This is a genomic window from Novosphingobium arvoryzae (assembly GCF_014652615.1).
GTDB classification, from domain to species: Bacteria; Pseudomonadota; Alphaproteobacteria; order Sphingomonadales; family Sphingomonadaceae; genus Novosphingobium; species Novosphingobium arvoryzae.
Genome location: NZ_BMZD01000006.1, coordinates 93,487 through 116,450, shown reverse-complemented (window position 1 = coordinate 116,450; position 22,964 = coordinate 93,487). Strand labels below are relative to the sequence as shown.

Here is a 22,964-nt window from a genome sequence, read left to right as displayed (position 1 = left end):
GCCTCAATGCCCGCCCGACGGGTCCTGGAAGGTTTCCGGAATCCACGCGTTGACGATCCCGCCGTCGATCGGGATCGTGGTGCCGACCACGTAATCGCCCGCGCGGCTGGCCAGGTAGATCGCGCCGCCCGCGATATCCTCGGCCACGCCGACCCGCTTGTAGGGGATGCCCTTGGCGCTGCCTTCGGGATTCTTCGCCGCGGCCTTGTTCATTTCGCTGGGGTAGGCCCCCGGCGCGATGCAGGTGACGACGATGTTGTCCTTGATCAGCCGCGCGGCCATCCGCTTGGTCAGGTGGATCACCGCCGCTTTCGATGCCTGATAGGAATAGGTTTCCCACGGATTGGGGCGCAGCCCGTCAATCGAGGCGATGTTGATGACCTTGGCCGGACGGTCAAAGCTGGCTGCCGCGTTCAGCAGCGGGTGCAGCTTTTGCGTCAGGAAGAACAGCGACTTGACGTTGAGGTCCATGACCTTGTCCCAGCCCACTTCGGGAAATTCGTCAAAATCACCGCCCCATGCGGCCCCGGCATTGTTCACCAGCACATCCAGCCGGGACTCGCGGGCGGCGAGTTCCTCGGCCAGCTGCTTCACCCCGTCCATCTGGCTGATGTCGCCCGCAAGGCCGATCACCTTGCCGGGATACTGCGCCTCGAATTCGGCGACGGTTTCATCCAGCTGCGCCTTCTTGCGCGCGGTGATGTAGACCCGCTCACACCCGGCGGCGAGGTAGCCTTCGAGCAGCATCTTGCCGATCCCGCGCGACCCGCCGGTAATCAGCGCGATCTTGCCTTCCAGGCTGAACAGTTTGGTGAAGTCCATCAGCTTATCCTTTTCCCGTCATCCCGGACTTGATCCGGGATCCCGCTTGTTCTTCGCCCGCCGCAGGAAGGTAGCGGGACCCCGGATCAGGTCCGGGGTGACGTAAACTGGCGTGGGCTCAATACCCCGTCAGCTGCGCGACGCGTTCGGCGTGATAGTAAACGTCCCCCATGAACTCGGCCAGCGCGCGGTCGCGCTTCATGTAGAGGCCGATGTCGTATTCGTCGGTCATGCCGATGCCGCCGTGCATCTGGACGCCTTCCTTCACCGCCAGCCCGGCGGCCTTGCCAGCCTTGGCCTTGGCGACGGAGACCATCAGCTCGGCCTTGTCCGAGCCAGCATCAAGCAGCTGCTGCGCCTTGATCGTCGCGGCGCGGGCAATCTCGATTTCAGAGTACAGGTGCGCGGCGCGGTGCTGGAGCGCCTGGAATTCGCCGATCAGCTTGCCGAACTGCTTGCGCTGCTTGAGGTAGGTGGTGGTCATGTCGAACGCGCCGCCCGCCACGCCGACGCTTTCCGCCGCCGCGCCGATCCGGCCGGCGGCCAGCACCTTGTTCAGCAGATCGCGCCCGCCATCGACTTCGCCGATCACGGCATCGGCATCGACCAGCACGCCGTCCAGCTTCACGTGGGTGGCCATCGAACTGTCGACCAGCCGGACAGCATCCTGGCTGAGGCCCGCCGCATCCTTGGGCACGGCGAACAGCGTGATCCCTTCGGCATCGTCATCGTTGCCGGAGGTGCGTGCGGCGACCACCAGCATGTCGGCGCTGCCGCCATGGATGACGAAGCTTTTCGCGCCGTCCAGCTTGAACCCGTTGCCAGCGCGCGCGGCGCGCGTCTTGATCCGTTCGGGGCGGTGCTTTGGCCCTTCGTCGATAGCGACGGCGAACACGCTGTCGCCCGCCAGCAGGCCCGGCAGGTAACGTCCGCGCAGTTCATCGCTGCCCGCGCCCAGTGCCGTTGCCGCCGCCACCGCGCTGGTCAGGAAGGGCGAGGGGGTGAGGTTGCGGCCGATTTCCTCCAGCACGATCCCGGCTTCGACATGGCCCATGCCCAGCCCGCCATCGGCCTCGGCCACCAGCACGCCAGTCAGCCCCAGTTCGGCGAACTGCTTCCACAGGGCGTGGCCGAACCCGTCCTTGCAGCCGATGTCGCGCCAGTGGCGCAGTTGCTTGGCGATGTTGCCTTCGTCAGCCAGGAACGAGCGGGCGGTGTCCGCCAGCATGGCCTGATCTTCGGTGTGATAAAGCGGCATTGCAGTATTCCTTGAATTTCGTGGGCCCGGTGCAGCGGGCTCGCGGGGCGAAGGGTCAGGCCCCCGGCAGGTCGAGGATGCGCTTGGCGACGACGTTGAGCATCACCTCGCTGGTCCCGCCCTCGATCGAGTTGGCCTTGGTCCGCAGCCAGGCGCGGGCCTTGCTGCCGCCGTCGGATGCTTCGCTGTCCCATTCCAGCGCGGCGCTGCCGCCGCCCGCCATCAGCAGCTCGTACCGGCGTTTGTTCAGCTCGGTCCCGGCATACTTCATCATGTTGGGCTGGGCAGGGTGGGCCTTGCCGACCTTGGCCTCATCCAGGAACTTTTCGCCCATTGCGCTGAATGCCAGGGCATCCACGTCGAACATCGCCAGTTCGGCCCGCAGCAGCGGGTCCTCGAGGCCGGCGCGGCTGAGCACCGGGCCGAGGGTGTTGAGCCGGTCGTTCCCGCCCGCGCCCGAAATCATCTCGCGCTCATGCCCCAGCAAGTACTTGGCGACATCCCAGCCGCGATTCACTTCGCCGACGATCTGGTGCTTGGGCACCTTCACGTTGTCGAAGAAGGTTTCGCAAAACGGCGAGCTGCCCGAGATCAGCAGGATCGGCTTGGTCGTGACGCCCGGCGAGGTCATGTCGAACAGCAGGAACGAAATGCCCTGATACTTGTTCGCCTTGTCGGTGCGGACCAGGCAGAAGATCCAGTCGGCCTTGTTGGCATAGCTGGTCCAGATCTTCTGGCCGTTGACCACCCAGTGATCGCCCTTGTCCTCGCCGAAGGTCTGCAAGCTGACGAGGTCGGAGCCGGAACCCGGCTCGGAATAGCCCTGGCACCAGCGGATTTCCCCGCGCGCGATCTGGCCGAGATAGTGGACCTTCTGCTCCTCGGTCCCGAACTTCAGCAGTGCCGGGCCAAGCATCCAGATGCCAAAGCTGGACAGCGGCGGGCGCGCATTGATGCGGTGCATTTCCTCGCGCCAGATCTTGGCCTCGGCCGGGGACATGCCCGCGCCGCCATAAGCCTTGGGCCAGTCGGGCACGGTGTAGCCCTTGGCCACGCAGCGTTCGAGCCACTGCTTCTGCGCCTCGTTCTTGAATTTGAAATTGCGGCCACCCCAGCAGACGTCGTCTTCGTCGCGGGCGGGCTGGCGCATTTCGGCAGGGCAGTTTTCTTCAAGCCACCCGCGGATTTCGGCGCGGAACGCATCAAGGTCTGACATGGATCGGACTCCTCTCTTAATCGCAAGGTTAAAGCGAGTCGGCACGGGCGCGCAAGCGCGGATTTCCGCCATTTGGCGCAAAGCGCGCTTGCCGTAGCGTCAAGCGCAATGGCGTTGACCGCGCCGGTTTCGCGCCTAAGCTGCCGCCAAAATCAGAACCGACAGGAGTGGATATGCGATTCAGCGGCAAGTGCGTCGTCATCACGGGTGCGGCATCGGGAATTGGCCGGGCGGCAACGCTGCTGTTCGCCCGCGAAGGGGCGCAGGTGTTCGCCGCCGATCTCAACCTCGAAGGGGCCAAGGCCGTGGCCGCCGAGGCAGCGGGGATCACGCCAGTGGCCTGCGATGTCTGCGACGTTGCGCAGATCAAGGCGCTGATGGATCAGGCGGCGGCGGCCTGCGGCGGGATCGACGTGGTGTTCAACAACGCCGGGGCAGGCGGCGCGCGCGAGGGCATTGACGAGATCGACGCCGATGGCTGGGATTTCACCTTCCACCTGCTGCTGCGCTCGGTCGCGATGGGCATCCGCTATGCCGTGCCGCACATGAAGGGCCGCAAGGGCGCGGCGATCGTCAACACCTCGTCCGTCGCGGCGGTCGGTCCGGGCTATTCGCCCACCGCCTATGCCGTGGCCAAGGCGGGCGTGCTGCACCTGACCAAGTGCGCGGCGACGGACCTGGCCCAATTCGGCATCCGCGTGAACGCGGTGCAGCCGGGCTTCATCAACACCAACATCTTCACCGCCAGCATGGAAATGCCGGCTGAAATGGTCGACACCGCCAAGGCGATGATCGCCCAGATGTCCAGCCAGGCGCAGCCGGTGGCGCGCGGCGGCCAGCCGGATGACATCGCCAACGCGGTGGCGTTCCTGTGCAGCGATGCGGCCAGCTTTGTTACCGGCACGTCGCTGATCGTCGATGGCGGCATCACCATCGGCCCGCGCCACGCCTGGGATCCGGACGCGCCGGGGATGTTCGACACGCTGCAAGCCATGGCCGAAGGGAAGCTGGGCGCGCCGCAATGAGCGGTGACGCCGTGATGGAGCAGGGCGCGGTCAGCACCCCCGCGCCTGAGCGGTTGCCCACCCGGCTGCGGCTGTTCCACGGGCTCGGTTCGGCCGCCTATGGCATCAAGGACAACGGCTTTTCGACTTTCCTGCTGATCTTCTACAGCCAGGTCATCGGGCTGGATGCCAAGCTTGTGTCGCTGGCGCTGATGCTGGCGCTGGTGGTCGATGCGTTCATCGATCCGGTGATCGGGCATCTGTCCGACCGGACCTATACCCGCTGGGGACGGCGCCTGCCGTGGCTCTATATCGCGCCGGTCCCGCTGGCGCTGTCATGGCTGCTGCTGTGGACCCCGCCCGCTGACGAAACGCTGATTTTCCCATACCTGGTGCTGGTGGCGATCCTGGTGCGCACGCTGATCTCGTGCTGTGAAGTGCCTTCGCAGTCGCTCGTCGCGGAACTGACCACCGATTACGATGAACGCACAGCGCTGATCCGGTTCCGCTATCTGTTCGCCTGGGGCGGGGGCCTGTTGTTGTTCTTCCTGGCCAACACGGTCTTCCTGCGCGCGGATGCCACCCACAAGCACGGGCAGCTCAACCCCGATGGCTACTGGCTCTACGGCCTGACCGGGGCAGTGCTGATGGCCACTGTCGTGGTGATCTCTGCGCTGGGGCAGCACCGCCGGATCGCGCGGTTGCCCGATGTCCGCCCGGAAAAGACTTCCGCGCTCTCGGCGCTGCGGGAAATCATCGAATCGCTGCGCCACCCCGCCGCGCTGATCCTGCTGGGCGGGGCGGCCATCGCGATTTCCAGTTCGCAGATGACCTTCACGATCTCCAACTTCCTCTACCTCTATGTCTGGGAGTTTTCGGAAACCGGCTTTGCGCTGTTGCCGTGGCTGCTGATGGTCGGCGTGCTGGCCTCGTTCATCCTTGTCCAGCCGTTGCACCGGCACCTGGGTAAGCGGGGGACGGCGGTGGTCTGCGCGCTGGTCAGCGTGGTGTTCTGGGTGGCGCCATTCGCGCTGCGGCTTGCCGGGTTCTGGCCTGAAGTCGGATCGCCGCAATCGACCTATCTGCTGTTCGCATTCGTGCTGGTGTCCAACATCAACGCGGTGATGGTGACCATCTCGGCGCAGTCGATGCTGGCCGATGTGGTGGAGGCATCGCAGGCGGAGACCGGCCGCCGGACCGAGGGCGTGTTCGCCGCCGGCTGGATGTTCGTGCAGAAGTGCGCGACGGCCGCGGGCATCGGGCTGACCGGGCTGCTGGTCAGCTATTCGGGCCTGCCGCGCAAGGCGATCCCGGGGCAAGTGGAGCAGGGCGTGATCGACACCCTCACGCTGTCCTATTGCGTGATCGTCGTGATTGCGGCGCTGGCCTCGACGCTGATCTTTTCGCGCTTCCCGATTACCCGCGCCGACCACGAGGCGCGGCTGGCGGCGCTGTCCGCCGCGCGGATCAATCCCGATGCGGAGGGAATGCATCCCTGACGCTTAATCGTTCGATTAAACACCTTGGCGCGAGGGCGCGCCTCTGGCACTGATGGTGCCGAGATTCGACAGCATAAGGAAGGATGAGGACCATGGATTTCGACCCCACCGAACGGCAAGTCTACTGGCGCGACCGGGTGCGCCAGTTCATCGAAAACCATGTCCGCCCGCGGACCGGCGACTACAAGGCGCAGGACGCCGCGGGTGAGCGCTGGAAAGTTCTGCAAGTGGTGGAAGAGGAAAAGGCCCGCGCGAAGGCGCAGGGCATCTGGAACCTGTTCATGCCGCCCCAGTCCGGCCGCACCCACGTGGACGACACGTTCGAATTCGAAGGTCCGGGCCTGACCAACCTCGAATACGCGCTCTGCGCCGAGGAAATGGGCCGGATCGGCTGGGCCTCGGAAGTGTTCAACTGCTCCGCGCCGGACACCGGCAACATGGAAGTGCTGCATCGCTATGGCACGCGTGAGCAGAAGGAACAGTGGCTGAAGCCGCTGATGAACGGCGAAATCCGTTCTGCCTTCCTGATGACCGAACCGCAGGTCGCCTCGTCCGACGCGACCAACATCGAGTGCTCGATCCGGCGCGAAGGCGATGAATACGTGCTCAACGGCACCAAGTGGTGGTCTTCGGGCGCGGGTGATCCGCGCTGCAAGATCGCCATCGTCATGGGCAAGACCGATTTCGAGGCGAAGAAGCACGCCCAGCAATCGATGGTGCTGATGGAACTGGACGCGCCCGGCGTCGAAATCGTCCGTCACCTGCCGGTGTTCGGCTATGATGATGCACCGCACGGCCACATGGAAATCAAGCTCAACAACGTCCGCATTCCGGCCAGCAACATGCTGCTGGGCGAAGGGCGCGGGTTCGAGATCGCGCAGGGCCGCCTCGGGCCGGGCCGCATCCATCACTGCATGCGCACCATCGGCGTGGCCGAGGAAGCGCTGAAGAAGATGGTTCAGCGGCTCCAGTCGCGCGTCGCGTTTGGCAAGTCGATTTCGACCCACTCGATCTGGGAACAGCGCATTGCCGAGGCCCGGATCGAGATCGAGTGCTCGCGCCTGCTCTGCCTGAAGGCGGCGGACATGATGGACAAGGTCGGCAACAAGGCTGCCCAGGCCGAAATCGCGATGATCAAGGTCAAGGCTCCCACGATGGCGCTGAAGATCATCGATGACGCGATTCAGGCCCACGGCGGCGGCGGCGTCTCGGAAGACTTCGGTCTGGCCAAGATGTATGCCGGCCAGCGGACCCTGCGCATCGCGGACGGTCCGGACGAAGTCCACAACCGCTCGATCGCGCGTCTGGAAATGGGCAAGTATGCCCCGCAGGCTCCGTCGGGCCCGACCTCGGGCGATCTCGGGGTGGCCCGCTAAGTACCTTGGCGGCCTTCCTCTGCCCTCCCGCCGGCGGGAGGGTCGGGGAAGGCCTGTTTGGCGAGGGCCGATGACCAGCCCTCGCCTGCCCCCTCCCGCAAGCGGGCGGGGCAACCTGGAGAGAGAGAAATGAAAGCCGCAGTCCTCGTCGCACCGAACCAGCCGCTGGAAATCGAAGATCTGGTGATTTCGAAGCCCGGTCCGCATGAAGTGCTGATCCGCACGGCGGCTTGCGGCCTGTGCCATTCCGACCTCCACTTCATCGAAGGGGCCTATCCCCACCCGCTCCCCGCGGTGCCCGGGCATGAAGCCGCCGGGATCGTCGAGGCGGTGGGCAGCGAAGTGCGCACGGTGAAAGTGGGCGATGCGGTCGTCACCTGCCTCTCGGCGTTCTGCGGCCACTGCGAATTCTGCGTGACCGGCCGCATGGCGCTGTGCCTGGGCGGCGATACTCGCCGCGCGCCGGGTGCGGAATCGCGCCTCAGCCGCCCGGATGGCAGCCCGGTCAACCAGATGCTCAACCTCTCGGCCTTTGCCGAAATGATGCTGATCCACGAACACGCCTGCACCCGGATCGATCCCGAAATGCCGCTGGACCGCGCATCGGTGATCGGCTGCGCAGTGACGACCGGCGCGGGCACGATCTTCAACGCGTGCAAGGTGACGCCGGGCGAAACGGTGGCCGTGGTCGGCTGCGGCGGGGTGGGTCTGGCCGCGATCAACGCCGCCAAGATCGCCGGGGCGGGCAAGATCATCGCCGCCGATCCCATGCCTGAAAAGCGCGAGCTGGCGATGAAGCTGGGCGCGACCCACACGGTCGATGCGATGGCCGAAGATGCCGCCGCGCAGATCGTGGAACTGACCAAGGGCGGCGTCGATCATGCGGTTGAGGCGGTGGGCCGTCCGGCTTCGGGCGACTTGGCGGTCAAGTCGCTGCGGCGTGGCGGCACGGCCACGATTCTGGGCATGATGCCGCTGAACCACTCGGTCGGGCTTTCCGCCATGGACCTGCTGTCGGGCAAGAAGCTGCAGGGCGCGATCATGGGGATGAACCACTTCCCGGTCGATATGCCGCGGCTGGTCGATTTCTATATGCGCGGGCTGCTCGATCTCGATTCGATCATTGCTGAGCGGATTCCGCTGTCGCAGATCAATGAAGGCTTCGAAAAGATGAAGCAGGGCCACTCCGCGCGTTCCGTCATCGTGTTCGATCAGTGAGGGCCTGATGACCGACGCAATTGCCGTTAACGCCGAGCTTGATTTCGTCGGCACGGTCGAACCCGAAGGTGCGGACCGGCTGGACGAGGCCAAGCTATCCGCCTGGCTGGAAGCCAACGTGGCGGGCTATCAAGGCCCGATGCAGCTGACCAAGTTCAAGGGCGGCCAATCCAACCCGACCTACAAGATCGAGGCGGCGAGCGGAAACTACGTGCTGCGGCGCAAGCCGTTTGGCCCGCTGCTGCCCTCGGCCCATGCGGTCGACCGCGAATACAAGGTCCAGGCCGCGCTGCAAAAGGCCGGGTGGACGGTTGCCCCGCAGTATGGGCTGTGCACCGATGACAGCGTGATCGGCAGCTGGTTCTACGTGATGGGCATGGTCGACGGGCGCACCATCTGGGACGGCGCGATGCCCAACGACGCCCCGGACTATCGCCGCGCGACCTATAACGCGATGATCGATACGCTGGCGGGCCTGCACGCGGTCGATGTCGATGCGGCCGGGCTGTCGGACTATGGCAAGCCGGGCAACTACTTCGGCCGCCAGGTCGAACGCTGGACCAAGCAGTACAAGCTGGCCGAAACCGAAACGATGGATTCGATGGAGCGCCTGATCGCGTTCCTGCCCGCATCCTTGCCCGAACAGACCCGCACCAGCGTGGTTCATGGCGATTACCGGATCGACAACATGATCTGGGCCAAGACCGAACCCAAGGTGCTGGCCGTGCTCGACTGGGAACTGTCTACCCTGGGTGATCCGCTGGCGGACTTCACTTATGTCGCGATGGCGTGGGTGACGGAAAACGGCGGGCGCAGCGGGGTGCTGGACTTGGACCGCAAGGCGCTGGGCATCCCCGAACTGGAGGAAGTGGTCGAACGCTATTGCGCGGCCACGGGGCGCACCAGCGTGCCGGACATGAACTGGTACTTTGCCTACAACTTCTTCCGCCTCGCCGGGATCATGCAGGGCATCAAAAAGCGCGTGATCGACGGCACTGCCAGCTCGGCCCACGCCAAGGCGATGTCCGAACGGGTCCAGCCGCTGGCCGACAAGGCCTGGGAATTCGCGGTGAAGGCCGGGGCGTAATCTGTTTGGTGCGGACAGGCCATCCGGCCGGTCCGCACCTTTACCCAACTTCTAGAACTTGCGCACCCAGCTGACGGCTGCGCCCTTGTCATCCGGCAGGGCGCTGTAGTGGCCGGGGTCCTTGCGCCAGAACAGGCTGGCCATGGCCGCGCCGTTCCACAGCTGCCCGCGCCAGACCAGTTCGCCGTCCAGTTCGCGCCCGCGCGGGGCGAGGGACAGGGTCTGCAGCCCCAGCGTCGGGGCCAGCGTTTCATAGCTGTAGTCCACCGGCAGCAGGAAATTCAGCCCGCCACGCTCCACCCGCAAGGGTTGTGACAGGCGCAGCGAGACGCTGTCGCCCGGCTGGATCACTCCATAGCGGCTGGCATCGACAGCCCAGGCGGAGGTCGTCAGCCGCGATCCGGCGGCCAGCGCGCCGCCGCGCCGGGCCCAGGTCCAGCCGCTGCGCAAGGCCGCGCCCAGCCGCCAGCTATCGCCCGCGCGCCAGCCCAGGCTGGCATCGAGGAAGGCACTGTCCGCGCCGCGCGCGCCGAATGCGCTGTGCAGCCGCGCGCCGAGCAGGCTGTCCCGCTCGGCCAGCCACTGCGCGCCCAGCGCCGCATCGAACGCGCCCAGCTGGCGATCGAGCGACAGGCCCAGTCGCAGCGCGGGCGCGCCGGGCAGGCGGGTGCGGGTGCTGGCGGCGAGTTGCACCGGCGCGGCGGCCTGCGCGCTGCCATGCTCGGCCAGTGCGGTCAGCCCCCACGCGCCCAGTTGCTGGCGCAGCGCAAAGCTGGCCTGGCCGGTCGCGCCAAAGCCCAGGTCATCCAGCGGCGAACGCGCGATCAGGAATGCGGGTTGATCGCGGCCCTGCAACTGGGCCACCAGCCCGTCCGCGCCCTGTTCAAACGCGAACCCCAGCCGCTGCCCTGGCGCGATTTCCGCCACGATCCGCGCGGCCAGCACGCGGGCCTGTTCCGCATCGTGCCGGTTGAGCCGCAGCGCACCCTGCCACGGCAACCGCGCCACAGCGCCCTGCGCGTCGACCGAGAAGGCAAGGGATACCTTGCCCCCGCCGAGCGAGAGGTTGCGCGAATCGCTGCGCAGCGCGGCGGCGAGTTTCGGCTGGACTTGCGCGCCCCGCAGCCCGGCGGAAAGGTTCATCTGGTAGGCGCGCTGATAGCCATCGAGCACAATGGTCGTCAGCCCGCCTGCCAGCGGCCCCGCATCCCCCATCGGCGTAGACATGACGGCGGTGGTATCCCCGGCCGGCATCGGCGCGGTGCTGCCCGCGATGGCCATGGTGCCCTGCGGCGCAAACGCCGCGGCGATATCCAGAATGCCGCGCCCGAAGGTGGTGTCGGTCCCCGCTGCCCCGGCATCCTGCGCGGTGCGCAGCAGCAGGTCGACCACCTGGGCGGCGGTCAGGTTGGGGAAAGCCTGGCGCAGCAGCGCCGCCGCGCCCGCCACTTGCGGCGCGGAAAAGCTGGTGCCGGAAATGACATAGACCGAGCGGGTGCCATCCGGGTTGTCGACGATCTTCATCGTCCCGTTCTCGTAGACGCAGCAGACCCGCTCGCCCCGCGCCGAGAGGAACCAGTTGGCCCCGGTTCCGGCCTTGTTGCTGAACGCGGAGAACGCCCCGTCCTTGTTCACCGATCCCACGATGATGACGTTGCCGCTTCCCGCGGCCTGCAATCCGGCGGCAAAGGGGTCGGGATTGTTCGGGTCGACATCGGTTTCGGTCGAATCCCCGTCGTTCCCGGCAGAGACGATGATCACCACGCCTGCCGCCGTGGCGCGGCCTACCGCCGCGCGCAGAGTGGAACTGGGGGCGGAACCGCCCAGCGACAGGTTGATGACCTTGGCCCCGGCCGCCACCGCCCGGTCCACTCCGGCGGCGATGTTCACATCGTTGAACTTGCAGCCGCTGTCCTTCACCTCGGTATCCTTGGTGGCGCAGCTGCCGGGCGTATCGGCGCGGAACATCGCAATGGTGGCATTGAAGGCGATGCCCAGCACGCCGGTGCCATCGCGCGCGGCGGCAGCCACCATGGCGACATTGGTGCCGTGGTCGCTTTCCGGATCGACGCCCCGATCGCCCGCGACATCGGCGCTGGATGGGTGGATGTGGCCGGCGAATTCGGGACTGTCGCTGTCGATCCCGGTGTCGACGATGCCAATGGTAACGCCGTTGCCATTGTAGCCCTGCGACCATGCCGTCACCACGCCATGCTGCGGCGCGCCGGAGGAGCGGTTGTATTCGCTGGTCAGGAACGCGCCGGTCGGGGTTGGAGTGGGGGTGGGAGTCGGCGTCGGAGTCGGAGTGGGCGTCGGGGTCGGCGTGGGGGATGGCGTCGGCGCGGGGGTGCTGCCCACCGATCCGCCGCTGCCACCGCCACAACCCGCCACCAGCGCGAACGAGAGGATCGCTGCGCCAAGATGCCATTGGCTGCGCACCGCCTTCGGAAGTTTCATGCAGCGTCCCTTGTGCAATCCATCGCGACCATTGCCATGGCTTCCCTTAACCGGAAATTTCCTGTCCCATTCCGCCTGCGCGCTTGCCCCCGGCGCAGGCAGGCGATAGGCGCTGCCGCGATTGCCCGCGAACGAGCGAAGGAACACGACATGACTGCCGATCTTGCTACCGCGATCGAAGCCGCCTGGGAAGCACGTGACGGGGTGACCCCTGCCAGCAGCGATGTTCGCAGCCTGGTCGAAGCCGCGCTGGAACTGCTCGACAGCGGCCAGGCGCGCGTGGCGGAGCCGGACGGGCAGGGTGGTTGGCAGGTCAACCAGTGGCTGAAGAAGGCCGTGCTGCTCTCGTTTCGCCTGAACGACAATGCGGTGGTGCCGAATGGCGCCGCCGGTGCGCCCGCGTTCGACAAGGTGCCGTCGAAGTTCGAAGGTTGGGATGACGCCCGCTTCCGCGCAGGGGGCTTTCGCGTGGTGCCGGGCGCGGTGGCGCGCCGTGGGTCGTATATTGCCAAGGGCGTGATCCTGATGCCCAGCTTCGTCAATATCGGTGCCTATGTCGGCGAAGGCACGATGGTCGATACCTGGGCCACGGTCGGTTCCTGCGCCCAGATTGGCAAGGGTGTGCACCTGTCGGGCGGCGTCGGTATCGGCGGTGTGCTGGAACCGCTGCAGGCCGGGCCGGTGGTGATCGAGGACAACTGCTTCATCGGTGCGCGCAGTGAAGTCGTTGAAGGCGTGCGGGTGTGCGAAGGCGCGGTGCTGTCGATGGGTGTCTACCTTGGCGCATCGACCAAGATCGTCGATCGGGCGACCGGCGAGGTCCACATTGGCGTGGTTCCGCCCTATTCGGTCGTCGTGCCGGGTTCGATGCCGGGCAAGCCGCTGCCCGATGGCACGCCGGGGCCGTCGCTGTATTGCGCGGTGATCGTCAAGACGGTGGATGCGCAGACCCGCGCCAAGACCGCGATCAACGACTTGCTGCGCGATTGATCAGCCAGTTCGCCACGCCGGACAACCTGCTCGCGCAGTTCGCGGTGTCATCCGCGATGGTTGTCCTGTGCGTGATCGTGCACGGCCTGGGCCTGTTTGCCCTGAACGGGGCGGTGCGGACGGAAGCTGCGGTCGAACGGCTGGAGCATACCAATCCGCTGTCACCGCGCGGCGTGCTGTTCACGCTGGGGGCGGTGATCGCGATGCTGGCGCTGCACGGGGTGCAGATCTGGATTTTCGCGGTGACCTATCTGGCGCTGGGCGCAATCCCGGACCTGGAATCCGCGCTGTATTTCTCGACCATCAGCTATTCGACCGTGGGGTATAACGATACCCACGTGCTGCCCGAATGGCGGCTGCTGGGCGCGTTCGAAAGCGTGCTGGGCATCTTCATGCTCGGCTGGTCGACCGCATTCTTTTTCCGCCTGACCGGCCGCATCGACCCGCACTGATCCCGGTCAGAAGCTGACCGGGTTTTCAATCGGGGGTTGGCCCTTCTGCGTCGCGGCATACGCCTCGGCAGCCTTCAGCACACGCATCATGTTGCGGCTGGCCAGCTTTTCCAGATCGGCCTGGCTCCACCCCCTGCGGGCCAGTTCGACGAACAGCGCCGGATATTTCGACGCGTCCTCCAGCCCGACCACGGTGTTGTCGATGCCGTCAAGGTCCGCCCCAAGGCCCACGTGATCTGCCCCGATCCGCTTGGCGATGTAGTCAAGATGATTGGCCACGTCGGCCACGGTGCCGAGCGGCTGCGGATTGGCCTGTTCCCACGCTGCCAGCGCAGCAGTGACAGTGGCGGCGGGCTTGCCCAGGTGCAGCGCCTCCAGCCGGGCGCGCTCGGCCGCGCGGGCCATGTTCCACTGGCGGGTCTGTTCGACCACGAACAGCGGATAGAAATTGACCATCACAATGCCGCCGTTGGCCTTCAGCTTGTCCAGCGCGCTGTCGGGTACGTTGCGCGGGTGGGAGCTGACGGCCAGCGCGTTGGAATGGCTGAAAATGACCGGAGCCTTGGCCACTTCCAGCGCGTCCAGCATGGCCTCCTCGCTGACGTGGCTGAGGTCCACCAGCATGCCCAGCCGCTGCATCTCACGCACCACGTCGCGGCCCAGCGCGTTCAGTCCACCGTGGACCGGCTTGTCGGTGGCGGAATCGGCCCAGGCATTGTTGCGCGAATGGGTAAGCGTCATGTAGCGCGCGCCCAGCGCGTGGAGCTGGCGCAGCACGGCCAGCGAACCGCCCATCGAATGGCCGCCTTCCATCCCCAGCAGGGATGCGATCTTGCCCTGTTTCCACGCGCGTTCAACGCAGGCGGAATCTTCACAATACTGCAATTCGGCGGAATTCTGCCCGATCAATCGCCTGGCGACGTCGATCTGTTCGATCGTTGCCTGCACGGCCTGGGTGTCGCTGAGGCTGGCCGGGACATAGACTGACCAGAACTGCGCCCCGACTTTGCCCGCGCGCAGTCGTTTCAGGTCGGTCTGTAGCGCGATCTGGCCTTTCGCCGGATCGGCGCTGTCCGTGGTGTCCTGGAAATCGAACCCTGCCAGCACATTCTTGTGGCGATCGCGCAGCTGCATCGGGATATCGTTGTGCCCATCCCATACCGGCGCTGCCGCCAGCGCCGCCGCCGCCACCTGTTCTGGCGTCCTGGCCGCAGCCGGAGCCGCCAGACCGAGCAGCAGGGCGGAAGAAGCAAGCAGAATGGCGCGCATCGGGTAGGTCCTTGGCGGTTGGTGCGTTTGCCGCACTTAAGCGGCAGCGCGCGCCACTTGGCAAGAGTGCAGGCACTTGCGCTGCGCGGCAGACACTTGCGCTGCGCGGCAGGGCATGCTTGTCGCTGGGGCGATGGAACTGCTGGCCGATCCCTGGACGCTGACCCTGGCGGTGATCGCGGTAATCGTGGTCGGGCTGGCCAAGGGCGGCTTTTCCGGCCTCGGCGTGCTGGCAACCCCGCTGCTGGCGCTCAGCCTGCCCGCCCCGGTCGCGGCGGCGGTGCTGATGCCGGTGCTGCTGGCACAGGACGCGGTGAGCGTGTGGTCGTTCCGCAAGAGCTGGGACCGCTGGATCGTTGCCTGGATGCTGCCGGGCGCGATCGCGGGCGTCGCGCTGGGCACGGTGTTGGCCGCCGTGGTGCCAGAGGAGCGCCTGCTGCTCGTGCTCGGCGCAATCACCGGCGCGTTTGGTGTCTATCGGCTGTGGCTGGAGCGCGGGGGGAGAGTGGTGACCCCATCGGATTCGCCCGGCTGGGTCGGCATGCTGTTCGGCGCGGCCTCAGGCTTCACCAGCCAGATCGCCCATGCGGGTGGGCCACCGTTCCAGATGTGGGTTACCCCGCGCCGTCTGCCGCATGAGCGCTTTGTTGGCACCAGTTCGGTGTTCTTTGCGCTGATCAACTGGATCAAGGTGCCCAGTTACCTCGCGTTGGGATCGCTCAATGCGCAGACTCTGGCCGCCGGCGCGGCGCTGCTGCCGCTGGCTATCGTCAGCACGCTGATCGCCGTTCGGCTGATCCGGCGGCTGGACAGCGCGCGGTTCTACACCATCATCTACCTGCTGATGGTCGCGCTGGGAGCCAAGCTGGTGTGGGACGGGGTGTTCGCCTGATTCTTCAGGCCTGGGCCGGGTGCTCCATCGTCCAGAAATGCGGTGCCCCGCGCCCCGGCACATCCCATTCCTCCCGCACGGCAAAGCCCAGCCGCTGATAGAGGCCGACGTTGCTCTCCGTTGCGGTTTCCAGCACGGCAGGAACGCCCGCCTGCGCCGCTTTCGCAAGCCCCGCGCGGATCGTCAGGCCGCCCAGCCCCTTGCCCTGGTATTCGGGCCGCACCCCGGCATACCGCAAGTAATAGCGGCCTTCCCCGCGCAGCAGATGCGCATCGATGCAGTCGCCCACCTTCGCGGCCCGCAGGATGCAGGGGCCGAAGATCTGCAACAGGTGGAGCAGGTGTCCGGGGCGCAGCGGGGTGCGGTAATGGACCTTGCCCGGTGCGCGCCACATGGTCACCGCTTCCGCGCCCGACGTGCCCAGAATGAAGCCGTGGGTCAGGTGATCGCTGAACAGCCAATCGTACATTTTGAGCAACCGGCGCGCACGCGCGGCGGGATCGGGGATGATCCAGCTGACCGCCGGGTCATCCTGAAACGCGGCGGCGAGCGTGGCGACGGCGGCGGCGCGGTGTGTTTCGTCCAGCGGAATGACCGTGCGGTCGGTCATGCCGCGTCCTGCCGTGCGGCCAGCAAGCCCTTGATGACCAGGGCGATGGCCGCGACCATCGCGAAGGACAGCGTGATCAGCAGGCCGGTCACCACGTTTTCCTGCCAGGCGGCGGCTTGATGGCCTGCAGCGGTCAGCGGCATCGTTTCGCCGCCCGCGCCCCAGATCGCCGCCAGCAGGGTCGCCAGCCAGTTGGCCAGCGATCCGAATGCCAGCAGCCCGAAGGCCCAGCGTTCGCCGGCGGGCGACAGCCGGACATGTCCCCAGGCCGCCCCCAGGGCGATCAGCAGCGTGCCGTTCATCAAGCCTTCGAGGTGCGAGGCCAGCCCCATGCGTGGGTTGGCGAGGCTGCCGGACACGAAGCCGGTGAGCAGCCCCAGCATGACCAGGACAGTGCCCAGCAGCACCATTCGCCGTGCGATTGCCGGATTGTTCATTGCCATTCTCCCCCTGTATTTTGCGGCAGTCTGCCGCTGGATCGACACAGGGGCAAGCGCTTCAAGGTTTTACTCGCCAAGCGGCGGCGCGCCTGCCATGGCCGTTGCCTGCCAATGGAGGGAAACAATGGCCGATACCGACGAAGATTACGTCTATGACGAGGACAGCGGCGAATGGCTGCCCGCGTCGGAGCTTGCGGCCAAGCGCGCCGCCGCCGATGTGGTGGAAGTGCGCGATGCGGTGGGCAACCTGCTGGCGGATGGGGACTCCGTCACTCTGATCAAGGACCTGACCGTCAAGGGCGCGGGCCAGACGCTGAAGCAGGGCACGGTGATCAAGTCGATCCGCCTGACCGGCGACGCGCAGGAAATCGACTGCCGGTTCGATGGGATCAAGGGGCTGGTGTTGCGCGCGGAATTCGTCCGCAAACGGTAAGGACTCAGGCCGGGAAGACCGCGTCGAACGCGGTTTCCAGTCGCTTCAGGCTGGCCGGCACGTCCAGCAGCTTGTCCAGTCCGAACAGGCCGAGGCGGAAGCTGCGATAGTCCGCGCCCTCGTCCACCATCAGTGGCACGCCCGCCGCGATCTGATAGCCTTGGGCAAGGAACCTCCTGCCGTTCTGGATATCGGGATCGGTGGTGTAGGATACGACCACGCCCGGCGCGCCGAATCCTTCGGCAGCAACGGATTGCACGCCGCGCGCGGCCAGCATCGCGCGCACCGCGTTGCCCTGTTCCCACTGGGCGGCGCGCAGGGATTCGTAGCCGGCAGCCTGCGTTTCCAGCATCGCATCGCGAAACCCGCGCAGGGCGTCGGTGGGCATAGTGGCGTGATAGGCGTGGCCGCCGTTCAGGTAGGCTTCCATGATCGCCAGCCAGCGGCCCAGATCGATGGCAAAGCTGCTGGACTGCGCGGCGCGGCAGCGTTCCAGTGCGGCCGCGCTCAGCATGACCAGACCGGCACAGGGCGAGGCTGACCAGCCCTTCTGCGGGGCTGAGATCAGCACATCGACGCCACTGGCGGCCATGTCCACCCAGGCGCAGCCCGATGCCACGCAATCGAGCACGAACAGCGCGCCAACGTCATGCGCGGCGGCGGCCACGGCGCGCACGTAAGCGTCGGGCAGGATGATTCCCGATGCGGTTTCGACGTGCGGGGCAAAGACCACGTTGGGGCGCTCGGCATGGATCGCGGCGACCACTTCGTCGATGGGGGCGGGGGTGAACGGTGCGGTCGGCCCTTCGCCGATGCGGCGAGCCTTCATCACGGTTTCGTGGGCGGGGATGCGGCCCGCTTCGAAAATCTGGCTCCAGCGGTAGGAGAAGAACCCGTTGCGGATCACCAGCACGCGCTTGTCGGTCGCGAACTGCCGCGCGACCGCTTCCATCGCATAGCTGCCGCCGCCGGGAACGACGACGGCGCGCTCTGCCCCGTAGACCCCGGTCAGGCCCGCATGGATATCGTGCATCACGCCCTGGAATGCCGCGCTCATGTGGTTGAGCGAGCGGTCGGTGAACACCACCGAGTATTCCAGCAGACCGTCAGGATCGATATCGGGGCGCAGACCGGGCATCGTTATAACTTTCGTTAGGGACTGCCCCGCGCTTAGACCGGCCGGAACGTGACGCGCAAGCCATCGCTGGGCTTGGGGATCGGCCAGGGTTGCCACTTGGGCTCATACCCCGGCGCGATATCGATGTGATAGCGCGTCAGGACGTGGGCCAGCAGGATCTTCACCTGCATGTAGGCAAAGTGCAGCCCCAGGCACATGTGCGCGCCCCCGCCGAACGGCACCCAGGCATACTTGTGGCGCTTGGCCACCTGTTCCGGGGTGAAGCGCAGCGGATCGAACTTTGCGGGTTCGGGCCAGTATTCCTCCATCATGTGGACCGCCGCGGGGCTGATCCCCACCGGCGTTCCGGCCGGGATAGTATAGCCGCCGAACGTGAATTTCCGCAGCGCGCGGCGCGGGAGCGACGGAACCGGCGGGATCATCCGCAGCGCTTCCTTGAACGCCATCTCGGTCAGGTCCAGCTTGCCCAGGTCGTCATAGGCCAGGGCACGGCCTTCGCCGCCGGTCACCGCGCGCAGTTCCTCGCGCAGCTTGTCCTGCCATTCCGGGTTCTTCGCCAGCAGCCAGATCAGCGAGGTGGCGGACGACGTGATGGTATCGTGCGCAGCCATCATCAGGAAGATCATGTGATCGACCACTTCGTCGACCGGCATCAGCGAGCCGTCTTCGTGCGTTGCGCGGGCAAACTGGCTGAACATGTCCTGCCCGCCGCCCTGTTCGCGTCGGCGCAGCGTTTCGGCGGTGAAGTATTCCAGCAGGAACTTGCGCCCCGCCACGCCCCGGCCCATCGCGGTAAACGGCAGGGGCTTGCGGATCACGCCGATCGAGGCCTGGACCATGTCGATGAAGGCGGTGTTGATCTTGTCCGCTTCCGGCCCCCACGGCAGACCCAGGAAACTGTCGGCGGCCAGATCCAACGTCAGCTGCTTGATCGCCGGATAGAAGGCCATTTCGCGCCCGGACCATTCCTGCACCCGCTCGGAAATCCCGCGATTGAGCGCGTCGGAATAATGCCGCATCGGCTCGGGCTTGAACGCGATCGACAGCGCGCGGCGGTCGGCCCGGTGATGGTCGAAGTCCAGCAGCATCAGTCCGCGCGGGAACAGCTGGTCGAGCACCGGGCCCCAGCCCTGTTCGCTGGAAAACAGCTTGCCCCGGTCGAACAGCACCAGCTCGTTCGCTTCCGCCCCGATCAGGATCACCCCGCGCCGGCCAAAGCTGTTGTTGCGATAGACGTTGCCGTATTTCGCCCGCATCCGGTTGCCGAACCCGATTGGGTCAGCCAGCAATTGCAGGGTGGTGCCCAGCACCGGCCAGCCGTCCTCGCCCGGAATGTGATCCAGCGCGTGCTTGGGCAGGGCCTGGGACCAGTGGGTGAAAGCAGGGGTATCGGTTGCCAGCGTAGCCATCGTCTCTCCTCGATTATTGACACCGATGTAATTAGCTTTTCGGTTAAATCCACCCCGCCAGTTCACGTCGGACCAGCGTGTCCAGCATCGCCATCCCGGCATCGGACGTATTCAGGCAATCGAGCGCGGCAAAGTGCGTGCCCCCGGCGGCCTTGAAATCCTCTGCCCCCCGAATTGCCAGTTCTTCGCGCGTTTCCAGGCAGTCGGCGGAAAAGCCCGGTGCGGCAATCGCGACGCGGCGGGTGCCGGCCTTCGCCAGCTGGTCCAGCACGGCGTCGGTCGCGGGTTCCAGCCACTTGGCGCGGCCAAAGCGCGATTGAAAGCTGACCTCGATCCGCAGGTCGGGGTGGGTCGGGGCCAGCGCCTGTGCCAGCAGCCGTGCGGTCTTGCGGCACTGGCAGTGATAGGGATCGCCCAGATGCAGCGTGCGTTCGGGCATGCCGTGGAACGACAGCAACAGCACTTCCGGCGTGAAATCCAGCGCGGCCAGCTGGCGCACGGTATCGGCGCGCAGCGCTTCGATATGGGCTGCGTCGTCGTAATAGGGCGGCAGGGTGCGGATCGCGGGCTGCCAGCGCATTTTTGCCAGCTGCGCGCCCAAAGCATCGATCACGGTCGCGGTCGTCGCGCCCGAATACTGGGGGTAGAGCGGGGCAACCAGGATGCGTTCGCACCCGGCATCCTTCATCGCCTGCACTTCGGCGCCCAGCGCCGGGTTGCCATAGCGCATTGCCCAGCGAACCATCACGCCATCGCCCAGCCGCGCTTGCAGCGCGGCGGCCTGCGCCTTGGTGATCGCGGCCAGCGGCGATCCGTCCGGCCCCCAGACCTGTTCATAGGCATGGGCCGATTTCTTCGGCCGCACGTTCAGGATGATCCCGTTCAGGATCGGCCACCACACCAGCTTCGGAATTTCCACGACGCGCGGGTCGGACAGGAATTCCTTGAGGTAGCGGCGCACCGCCTTGGGCGTCGGCGCATCGGGGGTGCCGAGGTTGACCAGCAGCACGCCGACCCTGAGCTTGGCGACGGGAGGATGGTTGGCGGGCAAATGGTCAGTCATGACATGCGCTCTGGCGGGTCCGTGCAGGCAGGAAAAGCTGGGCTTTCGGCGGCATCAGGCGCTTCCGGCCAGCAGGGGCAGGGTGCGCAGCCGGGTCGAACCGGCGGCGAACAGGGCATTGGCAATGGCCGGGGCGGCCACGGCCACGGCCAGTTCGGCGGGATCGAACGGATCGTCGTCACCCGCGATGAAGTCCACCTCGATCTCCGGGCAATCCGCCAGTTGGGGCAGGTTCAGCATCCCCAGCCGCCCGGTCAGCGGCAGGCCGTCGGCATAGGCGGTGCTCGATCCGCGCGCCATGCCAAGCGCGAACAGCAAGCCGCCCTCGATCTGCTGGCGGGCGATGTCGGCGTTCACCACCCGGCCGATGTCGGCCACGGCGGTCAGCTTGTCGACGCGGATGCCGCGTTCGTCCTGCCGGGCGGCGGCGACCAGCGCGATGCGGCCCGTCCGGCCCGCGACCGTCATCTGGTGACAGGCCAGCCCTTGCCCGCTGCCCGCCGCGCCGCCGTTCCATTCGGCCAGCGTCGCGGCGCGTTGCAGGCAATTGGCCAGCCGCACGTCATGCCCCAGCATCGCGATGCGATAGGACAGCGGTTCGCGCCGGGCGCGGGCGGCCAGCTCGTCGATGAAGGTTTCGACCATGAAGCAGGTATAGCCGTGCGCGTTGCCATGCATCCGCGCAGTGGGCAGCGGGATGACGGCGGGCACGTGTTCGACCACCAGGTGCGGGATTGCATAGGCGGGCACGGCGCCCTCCACGGTCATCGCATCGCCCTGCAACTGTGCATGGCGCCCGGCGTGGGGCGCCTTGCCTTCCAGCAGCCGTTCCCCGAATTCGTGAAAGCTGGCGGGGGCGGCGATGCGCACTTTCAGGGCGACCAGCGTGCCGTCAGAAGCGGTCCGCGCCGCCAGCACGGACCGCGCCGGTGTGCGCGGCACGCCCGCGACGTGTTCCTGCCAGCGCGACCAGATCAGCTGCACCGGCTTGCCCACCTGCCGCGCGATCACGGCCACTTCGGCCACGTGGTCATGCTCCAGCCGCCGGTCGAAGCTGCCCCCGGCCGGCATGGGATAGAGCACCACGTTCTCGACGGCTATGTCCAGCGCGGCAGCCGCGGCGCGACGGGCGGCCTGCGGGGCCTGCGTCGCCACCCACAGCTCCAGCTTCCCGTCGGCCAGCCGGGCGGTGGCGGTGGCGGTTTCCAACGTGGCGTGGAGTGCCGGGGCGACGCGGTAATGCGCGACGTGTTCGAACTTTTCCGACAGCCAGGCGTCGGGTTCGCCGCTCTCCGCAATCCGGCTGGCACGGCCGCGCCGCAGGGCCTCTTCCAGTGCCTGTTCACAGGCGGCGGTGCCGGCGCGGTCCTGCGCGGCAAAGCGCGGGGCGATCAGGGTAAGCGCGCGTTCTGCGGCCCACCAGTCGGTTGCCACCGCCGCCAGCCAACTGGGGCCGTTGACCAGCTTCAGCAGGCCTTGCACGCCCCTGGTCTGGCCCGTGTCATAGCCGCCCAGCCGGGTGTCCCCGATGGGGCCGTGCCGGATGGCGGCATAGACCATGTCGGGCAGGCGCACGTCGCCCGCGAAGTTGAAGCTGCCGTCGACTTTGGCGGGCAGGTCCAGCCGGGGGAAGCGCAGCGACGCGCCGGGCAGCACTTCGGCGGGATTCTCGCCCGGTGGGCGCGGGCGCAGGACCGGCGGGTCGGGCGCGTCGAAGCCCGCGGCTTCCTCGACCAACTGGGCGAAGGGCAGGCGGCGCTTGGCGTGGACAATGTGGCCGTCCACCGCATCGCATTCTTCCCACGCCACGCCCCAGCGGTCGGCGGCGGCCTGCGCCAGCATCGCGCGGGCGCTGGCAGCGGCGGCGCGAGCGGCGGCTTCGTGCGCGATCAGCGATGTGCCATCGGCGGTGGCGGTAAACGGCTCCCCCTCGGCAAAGCGGCGGGCGAGCAGGTCGTCCGGCTCGTCCGCCAGCCCGCTCAGCAGCGGCAGCCACAGCGCCGACCAGCGCGCGGCGAGCGGCGCATTGGCATAGGCGCCGCTGACCGGGGCCGGTTCCACCGCCACCTGCCGCCAGTCCGCGCCCAGTTCCTGCGCTACGATCTGCGGGATCAGGGTGGTGATGCCCTGCCCCATTTCCAGTTCCGGCACGGCGACCGTGACCACCCCGTCGCGCCCGATCTTCAGCCAGGCATCGAACGCCACTTCGCCCTCGGCGGCGGATAGCGGCGGCGGGAACGAGCGCGGGGTCAGCGCCCAGGCCAGGATCAGCCCGCCGGTCGCCCCGGCCCCCAGCAGGATGCCGCGCCGGGTTACGCGCATGGGGCTGCG

The 22,964-nt window shown here is 66.9% G+C and carries 20 protein-coding genes; 9 read left to right on the top strand and 11 right to left on the bottom strand.

Annotated features, from left to right (window positions below):
* Positions 1 to 3 precede the first annotated feature (3 nt).
* From IE113_RS12700 to IE113_RS12690, 3 genes are all read right to left on the bottom strand, one after another.
* Positions 4 to 822: an SDR family NAD(P)-dependent oxidoreductase gene (locus IE113_RS12700; RefSeq protein ID WP_189542077.1), complete on the bottom strand. Its 819-nt coding sequence runs from the start codon at positions 820 to 822 to the stop codon at positions 4 to 6.
* 118 nt (positions 823 to 940) lie between these two features.
* Positions 941 to 2,080: an acyl-CoA dehydrogenase family protein gene (locus IE113_RS12695; protein ID WP_189542074.1), complete on the bottom strand. Its 1,140-nt coding sequence runs from the start codon at positions 2,078 to 2,080 to the stop codon at positions 941 to 943.
* 55 nt (positions 2,081 to 2,135) lie between these two features.
* Positions 2,136 to 3,296: an acyl-CoA dehydrogenase family protein gene (locus IE113_RS12690; RefSeq protein WP_189542072.1), complete on the bottom strand. Its 1,161-nt coding sequence runs from the start codon at positions 3,294 to 3,296 to the stop codon at positions 2,136 to 2,138.
* A gap of 173 nt (positions 3,297 to 3,469) precedes the next feature.
* Between IE113_RS12690 and IE113_RS12685 the strand changes: the two genes are divergently transcribed.
* From IE113_RS12685 to IE113_RS12665, 5 genes are all read left to right on the top strand, one after another.
* On the top strand, positions 3,470 to 4,321 hold the full coding sequence (locus IE113_RS12685; protein ID WP_189542071.1) for an SDR family NAD(P)-dependent oxidoreductase: 852 nt from the start codon (positions 3,470 to 3,472) through the stop codon (positions 4,319 to 4,321).
* Complete coding sequence (locus IE113_RS12680; RefSeq protein WP_189542069.1) at positions 4,318 to 5,799, top strand: MFS transporter; 1,482 nt, start codon at positions 4,318 to 4,320, stop codon at positions 5,797 to 5,799. Before IE113_RS12685 ends, IE113_RS12680 begins: the two co-directional genes overlap by 4 nt.
* A gap of 92 nt (positions 5,800 to 5,891) precedes the next feature.
* Positions 5,892 to 7,175, top strand: coding sequence for an acyl-CoA dehydrogenase family protein (locus tag IE113_RS12675; protein ID WP_189542067.1), 1,284 nt, complete (start codon positions 5,892 to 5,894; stop codon positions 7,173 to 7,175).
* Between the two features lie 129 nt (positions 7,176 to 7,304).
* A complete protein-coding gene (locus IE113_RS12670) occupies positions 7,305 to 8,393 on the top strand; it encodes a Zn-dependent alcohol dehydrogenase (protein WP_189542065.1) in 1,089 nt (362 codons plus the stop codon).
* A gap of 7 nt (positions 8,394 to 8,400) precedes the next feature.
* The gene (locus tag IE113_RS12665) at positions 8,401 to 9,480 is read left to right on the top strand and encodes a phosphotransferase family protein (RefSeq protein WP_189542063.1); all 1,080 of its coding nucleotides are present in this window, start codon (positions 8,401 to 8,403) and stop codon (positions 9,478 to 9,480) included.
* A gap of 51 nt (positions 9,481 to 9,531) precedes the next feature.
* Here the strand turns inward: IE113_RS12665 and IE113_RS12660 are convergent, their stop codons facing one another.
* Positions 9,532 to 11,937 carry a S8 family peptidase gene (locus tag IE113_RS12660; protein WP_189542061.1) on the bottom strand — a complete coding sequence of 802 codons (2,406 nt, stop codon included), beginning with the start codon at positions 11,935 to 11,937 and terminating at the stop codon, positions 9,532 to 9,534.
* A gap of 150 nt (positions 11,938 to 12,087) precedes the next feature.
* Here IE113_RS12660 and dapD point away from each other — a divergent pair, with 150 nt between their 5' ends.
* Positions 12,088 to 12,927: a 2,3,4,5-tetrahydropyridine-2,6-dicarboxylate N-succinyltransferase gene (gene dapD / locus IE113_RS12655; protein WP_189542059.1), complete on the top strand. Its 840-nt coding sequence runs from the start codon at positions 12,088 to 12,090 to the stop codon at positions 12,925 to 12,927.
* Complete coding sequence (locus IE113_RS12650) at positions 12,924 to 13,379, top strand: ion channel (RefSeq protein WP_189542057.1); 456 nt, start codon at positions 12,924 to 12,926, stop codon at positions 13,377 to 13,379. Before dapD ends, IE113_RS12650 begins: the two co-directional genes overlap by 4 nt.
* A gap of 6 nt (positions 13,380 to 13,385) precedes the next feature.
* Here IE113_RS12650 and IE113_RS12645 read toward each other — a convergent pair whose 3' ends face one another.
* On the bottom strand, positions 13,386 to 14,648 hold the full coding sequence (locus tag IE113_RS12645; RefSeq protein WP_189542055.1) for a dipeptidase: 1,263 nt from the start codon (positions 14,646 to 14,648) through the stop codon (positions 13,386 to 13,388).
* A 115-nt stretch (positions 14,649 to 14,763) separates the two neighbouring features.
* Between IE113_RS12645 and IE113_RS12640 the strand changes: the two genes are divergently transcribed.
* Positions 14,764 to 15,540 carry a sulfite exporter TauE/SafE family protein gene (locus tag IE113_RS12640; RefSeq protein WP_229822378.1) on the top strand — a complete coding sequence of 259 codons (777 nt, stop codon included), beginning with the start codon at positions 14,764 to 14,766 and terminating at the stop codon, positions 15,538 to 15,540.
* A 4-nt stretch (positions 15,541 to 15,544) separates the two neighbouring features.
* On the opposite strand, the gene IE113_RS12635 is transcribed toward IE113_RS12640, so the two are convergent.
* Both IE113_RS12635 and IE113_RS12630 read right to left on the bottom strand, forming a co-directional pair.
* On the bottom strand, positions 15,545 to 16,150 hold the full coding sequence (locus IE113_RS12635; protein WP_189542053.1) for a GNAT family N-acetyltransferase: 606 nt from the start codon (positions 16,148 to 16,150) through the stop codon (positions 15,545 to 15,547).
* Positions 16,147 to 16,587, bottom strand: coding sequence for a styrene oxide isomerase (locus IE113_RS12630; protein ID WP_189542051.1), 441 nt, complete (start codon positions 16,585 to 16,587; stop codon positions 16,147 to 16,149). The genes IE113_RS12635 and IE113_RS12630 overlap by 4 nt, the downstream gene beginning before the upstream one ends.
* 127 nt (positions 16,588 to 16,714) lie before the next feature.
* Here IE113_RS12630 and IE113_RS12625 point away from each other — a divergent pair, with 127 nt between their 5' ends.
* Complete coding sequence (locus tag IE113_RS12625; protein ID WP_189542049.1) at positions 16,715 to 17,023, top strand: alkylphosphonate utilization protein; 309 nt, start codon at positions 16,715 to 16,717, stop codon at positions 17,021 to 17,023.
* 4 nt (positions 17,024 to 17,027) lie between these two features.
* Here the strand turns inward: IE113_RS12625 and IE113_RS12620 are convergent, their stop codons facing one another.
* From IE113_RS12620 to IE113_RS12605, 4 genes are read right to left on the bottom strand one after another with little or no spacing between them, the layout of a single operon-like run.
* Positions 17,028 to 18,161, bottom strand: a complete 1,134-nt coding sequence (locus IE113_RS12620) for an aminotransferase class V-fold PLP-dependent enzyme (RefSeq protein WP_189542047.1) — start codon at positions 18,159 to 18,161, stop codon at positions 17,028 to 17,030.
* 32 nt (positions 18,162 to 18,193) lie between these two features.
* Positions 18,194 to 19,570 (bottom strand): cytochrome P450, encoded by a 1,377-nt coding sequence (locus IE113_RS12615; RefSeq protein ID WP_189542045.1) that lies wholly within the window; start codon positions 19,568 to 19,570, stop codon positions 18,194 to 18,196.
* A 43-nt stretch (positions 19,571 to 19,613) separates the two neighbouring features.
* Positions 19,614 to 20,633: a ferrochelatase gene (gene hemH, locus IE113_RS12610; RefSeq protein WP_189542043.1), complete on the bottom strand. Its 1,020-nt coding sequence runs from the start codon at positions 20,631 to 20,633 to the stop codon at positions 19,614 to 19,616.
* A gap of 54 nt (positions 20,634 to 20,687) precedes the next feature.
* A complete protein-coding gene (locus tag IE113_RS12605; protein WP_189542041.1) occupies positions 20,688 to 22,955 on the bottom strand; it encodes a molybdopterin cofactor-binding domain-containing protein in 2,268 nt (755 codons plus the stop codon).
* Positions 22,956 to 22,964: the final 9 nt, after the last annotated feature.

Coding starts and splice junctions, on each gene's coding strand:
- IE113_RS12700 (WP_189542077.1), bottom strand. CDS start 822: ATGGACTTCACCAAACTGTTCAGCCTGGAAGGCAAGATCGCGCTGATT.
- IE113_RS12695 (WP_189542074.1), bottom strand. CDS start 2,080: ATGCCGCTTTATCACACCGAAGATCAGGCCATGCTGGCGGACACCGCC.
- IE113_RS12690 (WP_189542072.1), bottom strand. CDS start 3,296: ATGTCAGACCTTGATGCGTTCCGCGCCGAAATCCGCGGGTGGCTTGAA.
- IE113_RS12685 (WP_189542071.1), top strand. CDS start 3,470: ATGCGATTCAGCGGCAAGTGCGTCGTCATCACGGGTGCGGCATCGGGA.
- IE113_RS12680 (WP_189542069.1), top strand. CDS start 4,318: ATGAGCGGTGACGCCGTGATGGAGCAGGGCGCGGTCAGCACCCCCGCG.
- IE113_RS12675 (WP_189542067.1), top strand. CDS start 5,892: ATGGATTTCGACCCCACCGAACGGCAAGTCTACTGGCGCGACCGGGTG.
- IE113_RS12670 (WP_189542065.1), top strand. CDS start 7,305: ATGAAAGCCGCAGTCCTCGTCGCACCGAACCAGCCGCTGGAAATCGAA.
- IE113_RS12665 (WP_189542063.1), top strand. CDS start 8,401: ATGACCGACGCAATTGCCGTTAACGCCGAGCTTGATTTCGTCGGCACG.
- IE113_RS12660 (WP_189542061.1), bottom strand. CDS start 11,937: ATGAAACTTCCGAAGGCGGTGCGCAGCCAATGGCATCTTGGCGCAGCG.
- dapD (WP_189542059.1), top strand. CDS start 12,088: ATGACTGCCGATCTTGCTACCGCGATCGAAGCCGCCTGGGAAGCACGT.
- IE113_RS12645 (WP_189542055.1), bottom strand. CDS start 14,648: ATGCGCGCCATTCTGCTTGCTTCTTCCGCCCTGCTGCTCGGTCTGGCG.
- IE113_RS12640 (WP_229822378.1), top strand. CDS start 14,764: ATGCTTGTCGCTGGGGCGATGGAACTGCTGGCCGATCCCTGGACGCTG.
- IE113_RS12635 (WP_189542053.1), bottom strand. CDS start 16,150: ATGACCGACCGCACGGTCATTCCGCTGGACGAAACACACCGCGCCGCC.
- IE113_RS12630 (WP_189542051.1), bottom strand. CDS start 16,587: ATGAACAATCCGGCAATCGCACGGCGAATGGTGCTGCTGGGCACTGTC.
- IE113_RS12625 (WP_189542049.1), top strand. CDS start 16,715: ATGGCCGATACCGACGAAGATTACGTCTATGACGAGGACAGCGGCGAA.
- IE113_RS12620 (WP_189542047.1), bottom strand. CDS start 18,161: ATGCCCGGTCTGCGCCCCGATATCGATCCTGACGGTCTGCTGGAATAC.
- IE113_RS12615 (WP_189542045.1), bottom strand. CDS start 19,570: ATGGCTACGCTGGCAACCGATACCCCTGCTTTCACCCACTGGTCCCAG.
- hemH (WP_189542043.1), bottom strand. CDS start 20,633: ATGACTGACCATTTGCCCGCCAACCATCCTCCCGTCGCCAAGCTCAGG.
- IE113_RS12605 (WP_189542041.1), bottom strand. CDS start 22,955: ATGCGCGTAACCCGGCGCGGCATCCTGCTGGGGGCCGGGGCGACCGGC.